Here is a 13,844-nt window from a genome sequence, read left to right as displayed (position 1 = left end):
TCATTTGTTCTTTGCAGTGAATGCTTCGGTCAGGGCCGCTATATCCCCACTGTCAGAGGTGTTGGTGACTACAATCGTGTTGCCTTCTCTGGCAACTTCGGCTATTGTCTGCAACTCCCTCAGTTTTATTGTAGTTGGGACTTCCTGATAGAGCCTGGCGGCGTCAAGCAATTTCTGGGCAGCCTTGTACTCTCCATCTGAAAGGATAATACGGGACCGTTTCTCACGTTCGGCCTCAGCCTGCTGGGCAATGGCCCGGAGCATCTTTTCATCAACACTCACATCCCTCAGGGTGACCGAGGTAACTTTGATTCCCCATGGATCGGTGGAAGCATCCAGCATCTCCTGTATGTCCTTATTAACCTCCTCTCTTCCAGATAGAACTTCATCAAGTTCGATTCGGCCAACTACATCACGCAGGGTTGTTTGTGCAAGCATTGCGGTTGCATACTTGTAATCCTCAACTTCTGTAACTGCTGACTCGGGTTTGAGAACTTTGTAGTAGATGACTGCATCCACTGCCACTGTAACGTTATCATAGGTGATAACTGCCTGTTTCGGGACATCTATTGTTACGACACGCAGATCTACCTTGACCGCAGTATCGATAATAGGAATTATGAAAAATACACCCGGACCCTTCACTCCGCTAAATCTGCCCAGCCTGAAGATGACCACTCGTTCATATTCTTTTACCACTTTGATGGATTGGGACAGGATTATTACTAATACGATTAATATAGGAATTATATATTCTTCTAATGCCATGCTAAACTCTCCCTTTATGATACTTTGCAAACAATACTTCTAAAAGTTATTGGTTAGATGGATGGAGCAGGTGGAGATCTTACTATTGTAATTCTCTGTAAGTAGATATATTTAAAATGCCAAATAAAATTCTCTCTTTGCAGCAACCTACATAAACAAGCAGGTCAATCAGCAACACAGATACAATGAAAGAAAAATGCAGTGAATGTGGCGGAACTGGTGCCCGTGAATCCTCTATACAGAAATGTCCTGAATGTAAGGGCTCCGGGAAACCAAAATCAATTAACCTTATGGAACTTTCAGAAAAAGATGTAAACAGCTTCCTCAAAGGCAGTTCCGTATGTGAAAAATGCGGTGGTAGCGGGGAAGTTGAAATAAAGGACCCATGTCCTTCCTGCGGAGGAGAAGGATTTCTTTATAGCTGTGACCTATGCGGCAAATCCATCGACCATCTGATAGATGGACGCGAGATCTGCAAATCATGCAATGAGGTAAAGGTTGTCCATATGCTGGACGACTCCTGTGACATGAACGAGCTTTCTGTAGGTAAATATTACCACGCAGAGGTAAACAACCTGGCATCATTCGGAGCCTTTGTGAACCTGAATTCCAATCTGCGCGGGTTGATCCATTCAAGCAACATAAAGGCCAAACTTGAACCCGGGGAACGGCTGATCGTAGAGCTAAATGAGATCCGTTCTGACGGGAAAATGGACCTGCTACCACGAAGTGTCGGTGAACATAAGGTCGTAGAAGTCGAAAAAGAAATGCCGGTACGTATCTCGTCTGAATTGAAGGATTATGTGGGTAAACTTGTGCGTATTGAAGGAGAGGTGCTCCAGGTCAAACAAACAGGTGGTCCCACCATTTTTGTAATTTCCGATGAAGGCGGTGTAATTCCCTGTGCAGCCTTTGAAAGTGCAGGGGAGCGGGCATATCCGGACATTGATTCGGATATGGTGGTCTCTCTTACAGGAGAGGTCAACCTCAGGGGTGAGGATCTGCAGCTTGAAGTCAAGAGCATGAAGCAGCTCAAAGATGAAAGAGAGCAGACTGTCAGGGAACGTATAGATCGTATACTTGACCAGAGGGCAGAACCTTCGGATATAGAATTCCTTGTCAAAAGCAAGATTCTGGAAGACCTGCGTCCTGCGATGAAAGACGTTGCCCGAATTATCAAAAAAGCCATTCTAAGGTCACGTCCGATCTTGTTGCGCCACCATGCTGATGCTGATGGCATGACTGCAGGTGTGGCCATTGAAAAGGCAATCCTGCCCCTTATTCGTGAAGTCAACGGTCAGGATGGAGAATACTATTTCTACAAACGTGCTCCTTCAAAAGCCCCATTTTATGAGATCATGGATGTGACAAAGGATATTTCCTTTGCTCTTGAAGATGCGGAAAGGCATAACCAGAAACTGCCGCTTGTTGTAATGGTGGATAACGGTTCCACGGAGGAAGACGTACCCGCGATGAGACAGGCATTGATATATGGTATTGATATGGTGGTTGTGGACCATCATCATCCGGATAAGATAGTTGATGATTACCTGCTGGCTCACGTAAACCCTGCTCATGTGGGTGGGGACTTTGGACAGACCGCTGGTATGCTTTCCACAGAGGTTGCAAGGATGATCAATCCTGAAGTCACTGATCAGATAAAACATCTCCCTGCAATCGCTGCTGTGGGGGATCGTTCAGAGGCCGATGAGGCCTATCAGTATATTGATCTTGTATCTTCCAGGTATTCCCTGGAAAATTTGCAGGATATTGCCCTGGCCCTTGATTTTGAAGCCTATTGGTTGAAATTCAACAGTGGAAGGGGAATTGTAAACGATCTTCTCAATTTTGGTGACTCCACCAGGCATAAACAGCTTGTAGATCTGCTGTGTGAGCAGGCACGCACTATGATGGATGAGCAACTTGAGGCATGTATGCCCAATGTCAAATCACAGAAACTGCCCAACGGTGCTATTATGAATGTGCTTGATGTGGAGAATTATGCCCACAAATTCACATTCCCGGCTCCTGGCAAGACCGCCGGGGAAGTCCATGACAGGATTTGCAGGAAAAATGAAGGAAAACCCATCGTTACGATTGGCTATGGGCCGGATTTTGCAGTCATACGGTCCCGCGGGGTTAAGATGAATATCCCTGAAATTGTCAGAAACCTCCATGAGGAAGTTGTCGGTGGAGGGGTGAATGGTGGTGGGCACCTTGTTGTAGGAAGTATCAAATTTGTGGAAGGAATGCGTAAAACAGTCCTATCCAAACTTGTGGAAAAAATAGGTCAGTATGAAGTGGATACGGAGATATAATATCTCCTTCAATCCACTCTTGCCAGTTTGATGAGTGAGTTCACAGGGACTCCGCTGATTGTTTCCGAATTTTTCTTGTCAATAATGACCGCAATTGCCACCGGGTTGGATCCGCTTTTCTTTGTCTGTTCAATTACATCGGTAATCGTTGAGCCAGATGAGACCACATCATCTACAATAATGCAGTTTTTTCCTTTAACATGCCCGAAATTTCTACTAAAAATTCCTGTGTTTTTATTCCTCTCTTTCTGGCTGTCATAACCGTGGAATATAGAAAATTCGACACCCAATTCCTCGGCAATCATGGTGGCCATGGGTACACCGCTTAATCCGATTCCCACTACCATGTCTGCCCTCTGGTCACTTTTATCAAGGGATTCGAGCACCATGTCACACAGGGCCTGTGAAATATAACGCAGGCGGAAAGAGCTTTTACCGATGGCACTCCAGTTGACAGAGATGTCCTTTGGTGCAGGGGCTTCTGCACCTCTTTTACTCCGCATGAGAAGCCATGTAACAGTATCCCTGGAAACATTAAGTTCATTTGCGATCTGGCCGGTAACAAGACCATTGGACTGCAGTTCGACTGCTTTTTGTATAAGTTCTTCTATATTTTTCATTTTATCCCCACGTGCTGTTTTATGCTATTTGTTTCCCTATACATCCTTTCTAATATTATATCTTTCTTTTACGTATTTTCTTGAGGGGGGATCCACAGATGGGGCATTCTTCGCCTCTGTCAAATCTTTTCATGCACCCGGTGCATTTTTTTCCCCAGATTATTTTGTCCTTTATTCTGGATTGGGATATGGGTTCTACCTTTATACCAATCATGCTTGCCACATTCTGCACAGCATAATCATCTGTCATGAGGACAGCATTTTTCCCATGTTCCAGAGCTTTTGCCAGCACATCGATATCGGTCCCGGAAAGTTCTTCAAGATCGCCTGTACCTTCTGCCCTGTCCATGATTTTTTTCCTGAATACAGGATCTGGTTGCTCAACTTTTGCCCCGGTTTCAAGGGCGATCAACATTTCCATACTTGTGTATTTTGCCTTCGTTTCATCGATTACTGCAGGTACTGTAACAAGTTGGCGGTCCCTACCCATTCGATTGATGAAAACGCCGGTGTCTGCTATGTAAATTTTCATGAGGCTATATATGTTAAAGGAATATTAAAATTAAGCCCGCCTCTTCAGGATATTATGTCGGTAAGGGGCAAGATTCCTTTAATTTTCAGTCCATCTTCGCCAATATTAATCTCATGGATTTCTTTCTTATGCTTTGAATTGAAGTTCTTGAGAACGATGAGACCTTTTTTTAAATGTATCTTGTCCGCTACATAACGGTTGCTATAGTGCTGTCAGCATGCAAATTTTTGCCCGCTTCACCTATTGTCGCAAGTCCGGATGATATGGTTCCTGCCATCAAGAGTGTGATATTTGCATTTTTCCTTATTTGTAAGATGTATTATTCCATCTGTTACATATCCCAGTGTACTTTCTTCAATTTCCTTTTCTGACATCTCTCCGGTAACAATTACCAGTGAATTCCAATTTTTCATCCTTTTGAAAAATTCATAGTAGAATCTTCTTCTGGTATTCTTATCGAAACTGCATCCTATTATTGTAATTGGGTCAATAACGATGATTTCAGGTTTGATTTTTTCAAAGGATTCCTCATGATTCCACATGAAGGAATATATACCCCGATCGAGGGATCTTATGTCAAGGGATATTTGATGTATATTTCCTCTGGAGATCCGGGATACATCATAATGGCTCAGCCTTGACACAAAGTTGTTCACGACTGTGGCAGGTTCGTTGACCGAAGTAACATACAGGCAAACTTTCCCTTCTCTTGCACTTTCACATAATGCCTGCAATGCAAATGTGGTCTTCCCGCTGCCTGCAACACCGGCTACAAGGATTGCAGAAGGACTATTCCAACCTCCCTTGAGTATACTATCGAGGCCCTGGATATGGATGGTGACTTGTTACATTAAATGCTCCTTTGTATATTCATATAAAATATATCTTTTATTTTATTTAAGCCCCACTCTTTCCGGTGTAAATGTATTAATACAATCCGTCCAAATAATGCCACCTCAGGTGGATATAAATGGACATTCTGCAAGCAAAGGAAAGAATAGTAGATTTCATTCGCAAGAAATGTGAAGGTGCCGGTGTAACCGGTTCTGTTGTAGGTATCAGCGGTGGGGTGGATTCTGCACTTGTGGCGCATCTGGCAGTGGAAGCACTTGGTGCTGAGAATGTACTGGGGCTGCATCTGCCTGAACTGAATGTCACACCGCCGGAAGATGTACTGGATGCAACCGAGGTGGCCCATGGACTCGGGATTGAATTCAGGACCATTGATATTGGGGGAATTGTTCAAACATATCTTGCAAATATGCCAGGGTCTGACCCTTCTAACAAATACGTCAACGGCAATCTGAAAGCCAGGATCAGGATGTCTATTCTTTACTATTATGCCAATCTTGGCAGCAGACTTGTGGCAGGTACCGGCAACAAGACCGAAATCTTGCTGGGTTACTATACCAAGTACGGCGACGGCGGGGTGGACCTCGAACCAATCGGGGACCTCTATAAAACTGAAGTTTTCCAAATGGCGGAAATAACAGGTGTTTCCGGCGGAATCATTGACAAATCCCCGTCAGCCGCTCTCTGGGAAGACCAGACAGATGAAAATGAATTGGGTCATTCCTATGATACAATCGACAACATCCTGATAAAAATGCTTGCAGGAGAGGAGGCCGGTGCAGTGGCTTTAGAATGTGGTGTTCCAGAGTCCGAGCTGGACAAACTTCTCCAGCGTGTCGATTCCAATATGCACAAACGAATGCTGCCTCCTGTAGCAGACCTTGCAGATATAAGGAGCTGAAATTACCTTGAAGGGTGAATATTCTTTCCTTCTTTCCGGATAAGAGGCATTGAAAGATGTCTGCGGGCACAGGGGGGGACCTCATGCATTCCGGTTTTTATTCCTCTTTCAACTTTAGATTTTGTGGCTATATATGCCCGTGTTTTGCAACGCCTGCATCGATATCCCTGTCCCTTGCCGGCAGATTTCATACTCTTCCCACATTTAGGGCACAGGGGGTTGACCTTCCTGTATTTTTCCTCAAGTTCTATCACATCAATTTTTTCAATATTCAGTGTTTTATTCTTGACACTTCCATGTAGTGTGATATGATCTCCCGGGATAAGTTTACGAACAAGTTCACGAAAGTTTTTTGTGGGTTCAAAAGCGGCACATTCCATTTCCTCTCCCTCTTTGTCCCTGAAAAGGAATAGGGTATGCCCTCCTTCAATTGTACGGGGAATTGAAGCTACAAATCCCTGGATTATGTATGATTCCATGTCCTGCAGTTTACTGATGCTTTCTGCTGGAATCAGATGCATATCAGTTCCCTGATTTGTCTTATAGATTGCACATCTTTCGGTAACTTCTCCCTCTATCATGGAGGCGGCATGGGAAACATATTCGGGCGTTTGTCCCCGAATGCCATACAGGACAGGGTCTGGTGAATGAGGTATGCAGACTACCAGATTGTTTGTAATATCACGGTTGTCCCATGTATGGGGATAGGTGGCATCATCTGCCCGGATAACGCTATTTTCATTTACAAATCGCTGTGTGCCCCATGCTTCTTTCCGCCTGTAGGAGAGGTATTCATAAGTGTGGTCCCACTCTTCTTCCAGCATGGCACCACAGGCGGCCAATGCTCCTATCAGACCACGGCTGTTTTTGTACCCTCTGGCATCAAGTTCGTATTTTTCAATGATCCCCTTTGCTTCCTGGATGGTGATTACGTGTTGCACAGCGCGTTTGAAAAAGGTGGTCAGAACAGTCTTAACTTCATTATTATTATTGTTTTCGAGAAAGACCACACCCGGATTTGTATTTTCATCCTCCATCTGTGCCAGTTCTTCTATTCTCTGTATTACATGTTTTTTGATCTTTTCAGGTTCATATGTTTCTATTTTGATCGCAACTGCAGCATTACCCCGTGTTTTGAAGGGTATGGTGGGATTCAACCTTATAAGCAGGGGCAGACCGGCGGGTTTACCATATACTTTAAGTTCATCCATCAATAGAGCACCAAGGTATGTGGTGCACATCCCAAGACTGCGGGAATCTGTATCATCAAAGCTTATGATCATGTTTTTCAATCATGCATTTGTGGGTAGATATATTTATATAGATGTGCAAGGACATTATAGTTTGTCATGACAAAAGACATTCTAATACATCAAATCATTGATGTACTGGAAAAGAGTAATTTTACTGTATCTAGCCGCTGTAACATTAGACCTCGTAGTTTTGATCTGGCAGCAAGGCAGGATGATGTACTTCTTTTCTGTAAGGCATTATATAATATTGATAGCCTGAATGAAGAAACAGCATCTGAAATGAAAGCATTGGCAGGATATCTCGGTGGTACTCCGATGCTGATTGGGGCAAAAACGCGTGATCAGATGCTTGAAGATAGCGTAGTCTATGTCCGGTATGAGATTCCTGCTCTTAATGTCCAGACTCTATATGATTATTTTGTAGAAGGTATACCTCCTCTGATTTCAGCGGCTCCCGGGGGTCTCTATGTTTCCATTGATGGTGATGTGCTGCGGGATGCCAGAAGTCAACTTTCGATGTCCATTGGTTCCCTGGCGTCACATCTGGGAGTATCCCGGCGCACCATCAGTAAATATGAGGAAGGCTGTATGGATGCTTCCATTGATGTTGTACTCGAACTGGAAGAGTTGCTTGATGTGGCGCTTGCAAAATCCATTGATATTTTGGGTCCGTTTCACCGTTCCCGTCAGGAAACTGATGAAAATGGCACCTTGCACCCTCCTACAAATGGTATCCTGAGTTTCATTTACGGGCTAGGCTATGATGTACTTTCAATATCCCAGGCACCTTTTAATGCAGTTTCCAGGGACTGTTCCACTACTTTCCTGACCGGGGTAAGTAAGTACAGCAATGCGATGGTAAAGCGAGCTCATTTGATGAGCAATATATCTACCATCACACGTACAAGATCGGTTTATATCATTGAAGGAGAAAGTAAAATTACATCGGTAGAACACACAGTCCTGATTGAAAGAAAGGAATTGGATTCTCTTTCTGATTCAGAGGAATTGGATGACCTTATAAGTGAAAGGGCCAGTGAGAGTGTTGATTATTGATTTTCGTATTGTTTTTTCCAAAACTATAATATATGGCAATTCCTTTAGGATGGGCAATGACTCTCAACATTGCAGTCCTGATATCCGGCAGGGGCTCTAATCTACAGTCAATTATTGATAATGTAGAAAGTGGTTATATCCCAAATGCCAATGTCAGTGTGGTTATAAGTGATAATAAGGACGCTTATGGTCTTAAAAGGGCTATGAATCATGGCATAAATGCTGTTTTTATCGACCCGGCTGCTTATCAATCCAAAGAAGATTTAGATAATGCACTTCTGGACGTTCTTGCAAGATCCAGTACAGATGTGCTTTTACTTGCTGGTTTCATGCGAATTCTAGGTTCCGATGTGATAAATGCATACAGTAACAGGATCATGAATATTCATCCTGCCCTTTTGCCTTCTTTTAAAGGTCTGCATGCCCAAAAACAGGCGCTGGACTATGGTGTAAAAATCACAGGTTGCACTGTACATTTTGTTGACGAAGGGATGGATTCCGGCCCGATTATTCTACAAAAAAGTGTACCTGTACTTGATTCAGATACAGAAGAATCCCTTTCTGAAAGAATACTTGCACAGGAACATATTATTTTCCCCGAAGCAGTTAAGTTGTTTGCCGAAGGTAGACTGTACGTAAAAGGAAGACGTGTACATATATTATGATTATTTCATAAATTCAAAGATACAAGGAGGAACAATATGTCTTATATTTCAGAAACAGATTCCGATATTGCCAGAGCACTGGAGCTTGAGGCCGAAAGACAGGACTATAAACTCAACCTTATAGCATCAGAAAATTACACAAGCAGGGCGGTGATGGAAGCTCAGGGTTCCATTATGACCAACAAGTATGCAGAAGGTTACTCCGGTAAGAGGTACTACGGAGGCTGTGACTTTGTTGATATTGCAGAAGATTTGGCGATTGAAAGGGCCAAGGAAATTTTTGGTGCCGAGCATGTGAATGTCCAGCCGCATTCAGGTTCAGGTGCCAATATGGCTGTTTACTTCTCTGTCCTTAATCCAGGTGACAGGATTATGGCAATGGACCTCTCTCATGGAGGTCACCTCTCGCATGGAAGTCCTGTAAGTTTTTCAGGTAAACTTTATGATATTGTACCCTACGGAGTAGCAGAGGAAACCGAAGAGCTGGATTACGATGCCCTTGAGGAAATGGCAAAAAAGGAAAAACCCCGGATGATAGTTACCGGTGCTTCTGCATATTCCCGCACGATCGATTTCAAGCGCTTCAGGGAAATCGCTGATTCAGTGGATGCATATCTGCTTGCCGACGTTGCCCATATCGCAGGCCTGATTGCAGCTGGTGAACATCCAAGTCCGGTGCCATATGCTGATTTTGTAACAACAACTACACACAAAACACTGAGGGGCCCCCGTGGCGGGATGGTCATGTGTAGTGAAGAATATGCAAAAGGTGTGGATAAAACAGTCTTCCCCGGTCTCCAGGGTGGTCCTCTTATGCATATTATTGCTGCCAAGGCAGTTGCATTTAAGGAAGCTCTTTCGGATAAGTTCAAGCAGGACCAGAAACAGACCGTAAAAAATGCAAAAGCTCTCTGTGCAAGTCTGATAGACCGTGATTTTGATATAGTGGCCGGTGGCACGGATAATCATCTTATGCTTATCAATCTCAACAAATATGATCTGACCGGTAAGGAGACTGAGACCTATATGAGTAATGGTGGGATTGTTATCAACAAGAACACTATACCCTTCGAAACCCGGGGTCCGTTCATCACAAGCGGTCTGCGTGCAGGTACTCCTGCGGTCACCACTCGTGGTATGAAGGAGGCTCAGATGGAAGATGTTGCTAACTTCATAGAAACAGTAATCCAGCATCCAAAAGATCAGGATGTACTGGATCAGGTTAATGCTGATGTACAGCAGCTGTGCAGCGACTTCCCGATCTACAAGCATCTCTAAGGTGGTTAAATGGCGGGTGAAGCTAAACAGGGAATCATAGACGGCAGAGCGATTTCAAAGCAGATTGAGGCAGAATTAACAGAAGAAATAGCTTCTATGAAGGCTGATGACGGTATGGTCCCCGGCCTTGCAACTATCCTTGTGGGACAGGACCCCGCCTCGCAATTGTACGTACGACTGAAGCATAAAGCATGTGACAGGGTAGGCATTTATGCGGAGGATCAGAAGCTCGACGCCTCTATCACCCAGAAGGAACTGCTGGATAGGATCAAGAATCTGAACACGCGTGCAGATATTCATGGTATACTGCTTCAGTTGCCCTTGCCTCAGCATCTGGATGCAAAAAAAGCCATGCAGGCTATTGATCCGGCAAAGGATGTGGATGGTTTCCATCCCTATAACGTGGGCAACCTGATGATCGGCGACGAGGGTTTTGTTCCCTGCACGCCTGCGGGGATAATTCGTGCTCTTGAATATTATGATGTAGACATTGAAGGAAAAGATGTTGTGATAGTCGGTCACAGTAATGTAGTTGGTAAACCCATGGCAGCAATGCTCTTAAACCGCAATGCTACAGTGGCGGTATGCCATGTTTACACCAAAGATCTTAAAAGTTACACCGCAGGTGCCGATATACTTGTAGTTGCAGCCGGTGTAAAGCATCTCATCAAAGAAGATATGGTCAAAAAAGGAGCTGTTGTTTTTGATGCGGGAATCACCGAAGAAGAAGGCAAGATATATGGTGATGTGGACTTTGAAAATGTTGTGAATAAAGCCTCACTTATTACACCGGTGCCAGGGGGCGTGGGACCTATGACCATAGCCACGCTTCTGACCCATGTGACCTTTGCTGCAAAGAAAATTGAGTAATTATCCTGTTAAATATAAAATCAGCTGGTAGTTTCAATGGTAGTCGATGTTGACATATGTGGACTAAATGTAGGAGACAACCACCCCGTAAGATTGATGGGTGTATTGAACCTAAGCCATGAATCCTTTTACAAGGGATCTGTTGTCAGGGAAGATTCCCTCATTGATGCTGCTTCTGCAATGGTGGAGGAAGGTGCAACCGTGCTTGATATAGGCGGCCGCTCCACCTGGCCCCTTGCAGAACCCATAAGCAAGGAAATAGAACGGGAACGATTACTTCCTGCAATAGATGCTCTTGCAGGAAACGTGGATGCTGTTCTTTCAGTGGACACCGTGTTTGCGGATATTGCCGACCAGTGTCTTGACAGGGGCGCTGACCTTGTAAATGATGTTTCCGGTTTCATGACTGATGTAAACATGGCGGGTGTGGTGGCAGACCATGAATGTCCTGCTGTTGTAATGGCCTCCCGGAAAGTACCGGGTGACGTGCTTGGGATGGATGCGGTTATGGATTCCCTGGAGGCAATCATTGAGATGTGTGAAGGGAAGGGTATTGATATGGATCGATTAATTCTGGATCCCGCTATTGGTAAATGGGTCCCCGAAAAAGATCCGATATACGATTTTGAGACATTTGACCGTTTTGAACGTCTGCAGCTTTTTGGCAGACCGGTTCTTGCAGCTCTTTCCCGCAAATCCTTCATAGGCGAGGTCCTGAACAAGCCTGCTGCTGAAAGATTATATGGAAGTCTGGCAGCAACCGCAATTGCTGTGCATAAAGGGGCGCACATTATACGCACCCACGATGTGGCTGCGACAACGGATGCTGTACGAATAGCCGAGGCGATACGGGGCAGACAGCCGGTCGTGGAGGAAAAGGGGTTTGAGGTCAGTGTGCTTGACATCACAAACCCCGATGATGCAGCTCTTGTGATGAAAAATATCGGTGTTACCGAAACGGGTTCCACCATTATGAAGAATAAGACCGTGAACCGTGTACTGCGTATCAGTAACATTACCACTACCGAGGCCCTGATCATCAAGCAGGAGATTCTGGCACGCGGCGGGGATGCAGCGCTTGAACGTGATGCTGTTTCCCACGAGGCCGAGTGGACCGATGTAATTGTAATGGGCACATTGCTTCAGGTCAGAAGACTTGCCGATAAGCTGGAATGCCAGGCACGAAACCTTCCGTTGATATCAAAACTCATCAAAGATACACTGAAACAGGAATCTGATGTTGAATACCGTTATATGAAAAAGACCTGAAGGTATCAAGATGACCCTATCATCCAAACCTTTTAGAGAAATTCTTTGTCATGCTGGCGGAGTGAGTTTTTTGCCGGACTTTTTATTAAAAATGCTTTTTTTGTAATCAACTTCTAAGCCGGATGTCTGGCACGCCTGCTGATTTATGCCATATCTTTCCTGTAAGAAATAGTTCTATCCTATGTATTCAACCATTCACTTTCAGTTTGACGATATGGTCAGAAATCATTTATTACGTGACATAGTTAGAACATAATGCAACATCATAAAAAGATGTTAGTGGGGTTCAGCCAGTCTTGGCGGAATAACTGAAATCCCGTGCCCGGAGGCAAGGTTTGAATTTGTTTTCTGTAGTATATAAACGTAGCTTTGCCTCTGTGGTTTAAGTAGATCAAAGAGGTAAATACATGAGAACAAAAGAAATAAGAATTGCAACGCTAACGCTAATTGCAATGTTTGTTGCAACCATGGTAATTGTACCGGCTGCCGTGGGGCAGGAGAATGAATTTAGTACAGAAAAAGAATATGGTGAACTATTCCTGAATATTATGGGTGAATCAAAGGAATTAATTAGCCCCATTCCACTGAATAATCTGAATGGTGAGTTGGAAGCAGTGTCATTTTCAATGATGAATGGTGGCTACATTATAATTAATGTAAATGACCTTTCTGTTCCTGAATTTTCATTAGAAGGCAAATCTCCGTTTAGTGACAGTGATAAAACATATGTCTACAATGGTCCCCTTGCCTACATGGAAGATAAGCAAGGAGAGTTATTCCAGATCGGAATGAGAAATGCCGTAGATGAAACAGTAACTCCTGAATATGTTTATACAGTTGCGAGTACAGACAAAGATAAGAAACTTGCTGATCTGAAAGCCTTAAACAATAGGATGAGTGGACGATCTATAGGTAGTGGATCGTTGGACGGTTCATTGAGAACATGGGAAGATGACAACATATTCTGTGGACCTATAGCTGCTGGTATCACGCTAATATATTTTGATGATCAACATTATGATGGCTTTGTTGATTCATCCAACGAAAACCAAGATGATTTACTGAGCCTCATAATTAATGGTGGCTATATTCCAAACCAAGGAACGACTGCTTTAACAATTAAGAACGGACTAAATGATTACTTAGAAGATCAGAACCTGGATGATGATTACAGCGCAGATTCTAGATATTCTTTTAGTTTCAGCAAATTGAAATCTCTTATCAATTCAGATAAACCTGCAATTGTTCTCACAGTTAATCATCCAACGTATACTAACCATTGGTTAATTGCTCATGGATATGTCGAACTTATCAACTACAAGTACATGATAATTAATAATGGATGGGGTGGAAATAATGTCAATGTGGCTGTGGATGGTTATATTGACGATATGGTGTATATTGATTAATAAAAATATTAGAGAATCTGTTGCAAAGCAGGTTCTCTAACTTTTTATTTTTA

At 43.7% G+C, this 13,844-nt stretch carries 13 protein-coding genes; 8 read left to right on the top strand and 5 right to left on the bottom strand.

Features of this window, described 5'->3' with window-relative positions; genetic code table 11:
- Window positions 1–768 (bottom strand): slipin family protein, encoded by a 768-nt coding sequence (locus CP947_RS05005; protein WP_096712129.1) that lies wholly within the window; start codon window positions 766–768, stop codon window positions 1–3.
- A gap of 185 nt (window positions 769–953) precedes the next feature.
- On the opposite strand from CP947_RS05005, the gene CP947_RS05000 reads away from it, so the two are divergent.
- Entirely contained in the window at window positions 954–3,086 is a 2,133-nt protein-coding gene (locus CP947_RS05000; RefSeq protein ID WP_096712128.1) for a DHH family phosphoesterase, read from the top strand.
- 8 nt (window positions 3,087–3,094) lie between these two features.
- Here the strand turns inward: CP947_RS05000 and CP947_RS04995 are convergent, their stop codons facing one another.
- The 3 genes from CP947_RS04995 to CP947_RS04985 form a co-directional block, all read right to left on the bottom strand.
- Window positions 3,095–3,706 (bottom strand): orotate phosphoribosyltransferase-like protein, encoded by a 612-nt coding sequence (locus CP947_RS04995; RefSeq protein WP_096712127.1) that lies wholly within the window; start codon window positions 3,704–3,706, stop codon window positions 3,095–3,097.
- Window positions 3,707–3,761: 55 nt separating this feature from the next.
- The gene (locus CP947_RS04990) at window positions 3,762–4,238 is read right to left on the bottom strand and encodes an NOB1 family endonuclease (protein ID WP_096712126.1); all 477 of its coding nucleotides are present in this window, start codon (window positions 4,236–4,238) and stop codon (window positions 3,762–3,764) included.
- 236 nt (window positions 4,239–4,474) lie between these two features.
- Window positions 4,475–5,068 (bottom strand): RAD55 family ATPase, encoded by a 594-nt coding sequence (locus tag CP947_RS04985; RefSeq protein ID WP_279387843.1) that lies wholly within the window; start codon window positions 5,066–5,068, stop codon window positions 4,475–4,477.
- Window positions 5,069–5,208: 140 nt separating this feature from the next.
- Here CP947_RS04985 and CP947_RS04980 point away from each other — a divergent pair, with 140 nt between their 5' ends.
- Complete coding sequence (locus CP947_RS04980) at window positions 5,209–5,991, top strand: NAD+ synthase (RefSeq protein ID WP_096712124.1); 783 nt, start codon at window positions 5,209–5,211, stop codon at window positions 5,989–5,991.
- A gap of 2 nt (window positions 5,992–5,993) precedes the next feature.
- On the opposite strand, the gene CP947_RS04975 is transcribed toward CP947_RS04980, so the two are convergent.
- Window positions 5,994–7,274 carry a tRNA(Ile)(2)-agmatinylcytidine synthase gene (locus CP947_RS04975; RefSeq protein WP_096712123.1) on the bottom strand — a complete coding sequence of 427 codons (1,281 nt, stop codon included), beginning with the start codon at window positions 7,272–7,274 and terminating at the stop codon, window positions 5,994–5,996.
- Between the two features lie 66 nt (window positions 7,275–7,340).
- On the opposite strand from CP947_RS04975, the gene CP947_RS04970 reads away from it, so the two are divergent.
- From CP947_RS04970 to CP947_RS04945, 6 genes are all read left to right on the top strand, one after another.
- Window positions 7,341–8,300 carry a transcriptional regulator gene (locus tag CP947_RS04970; RefSeq protein ID WP_096712122.1) on the top strand — a complete coding sequence of 320 codons (960 nt, stop codon included), beginning with the start codon at window positions 7,341–7,343 and terminating at the stop codon, window positions 8,298–8,300.
- 56 nt (window positions 8,301–8,356) lie between these two features.
- Window positions 8,357–8,965: a phosphoribosylglycinamide formyltransferase gene (purN, locus tag CP947_RS04965; protein WP_096712121.1), complete on the top strand. Its 609-nt coding sequence runs from the start codon at window positions 8,357–8,359 to the stop codon at window positions 8,963–8,965.
- 36 nt (window positions 8,966–9,001) lie between these two features.
- Window positions 9,002–10,243 (top strand): serine hydroxymethyltransferase, encoded by a 1,242-nt coding sequence (gene glyA / locus CP947_RS04960; RefSeq protein WP_096712120.1) that lies wholly within the window; start codon window positions 9,002–9,004, stop codon window positions 10,241–10,243.
- 9 nt (window positions 10,244–10,252) lie between these two features.
- Window positions 10,253–11,113, top strand: a complete 861-nt coding sequence (locus CP947_RS04955; protein ID WP_096712119.1) for a tetrahydrofolate dehydrogenase/cyclohydrolase catalytic domain-containing protein — start codon at window positions 10,253–10,255, stop codon at window positions 11,111–11,113.
- A gap of 36 nt (window positions 11,114–11,149) precedes the next feature.
- Window positions 11,150–12,382, top strand: coding sequence for a dihydropteroate synthase (folP, locus tag CP947_RS04950; RefSeq protein WP_096712118.1), 1,233 nt, complete (start codon window positions 11,150–11,152; stop codon window positions 12,380–12,382).
- Window positions 12,383–12,789: 407 nt separating this feature from the next.
- The gene (locus CP947_RS04945) at window positions 12,790–13,791 is read left to right on the top strand and encodes a hypothetical protein (protein ID WP_096712117.1); all 1,002 of its coding nucleotides are present in this window, start codon (window positions 12,790–12,792) and stop codon (window positions 13,789–13,791) included.
- The last annotated feature ends 53 nt before the right edge of the window (window positions 13,792–13,844 follow it).

Origin of the sequence: Methanohalophilus euhalobius, assembly GCF_900215215.1 — an archaeon.
In the GTDB taxonomy this organism is placed as follows: Archaea; Halobacteriota; Methanosarcinia; order Methanosarcinales; family Methanosarcinaceae; genus Methanohalophilus; species Methanohalophilus euhalobius.
This window is presented reverse-complemented; position numbering and strand designations above follow the sequence as displayed.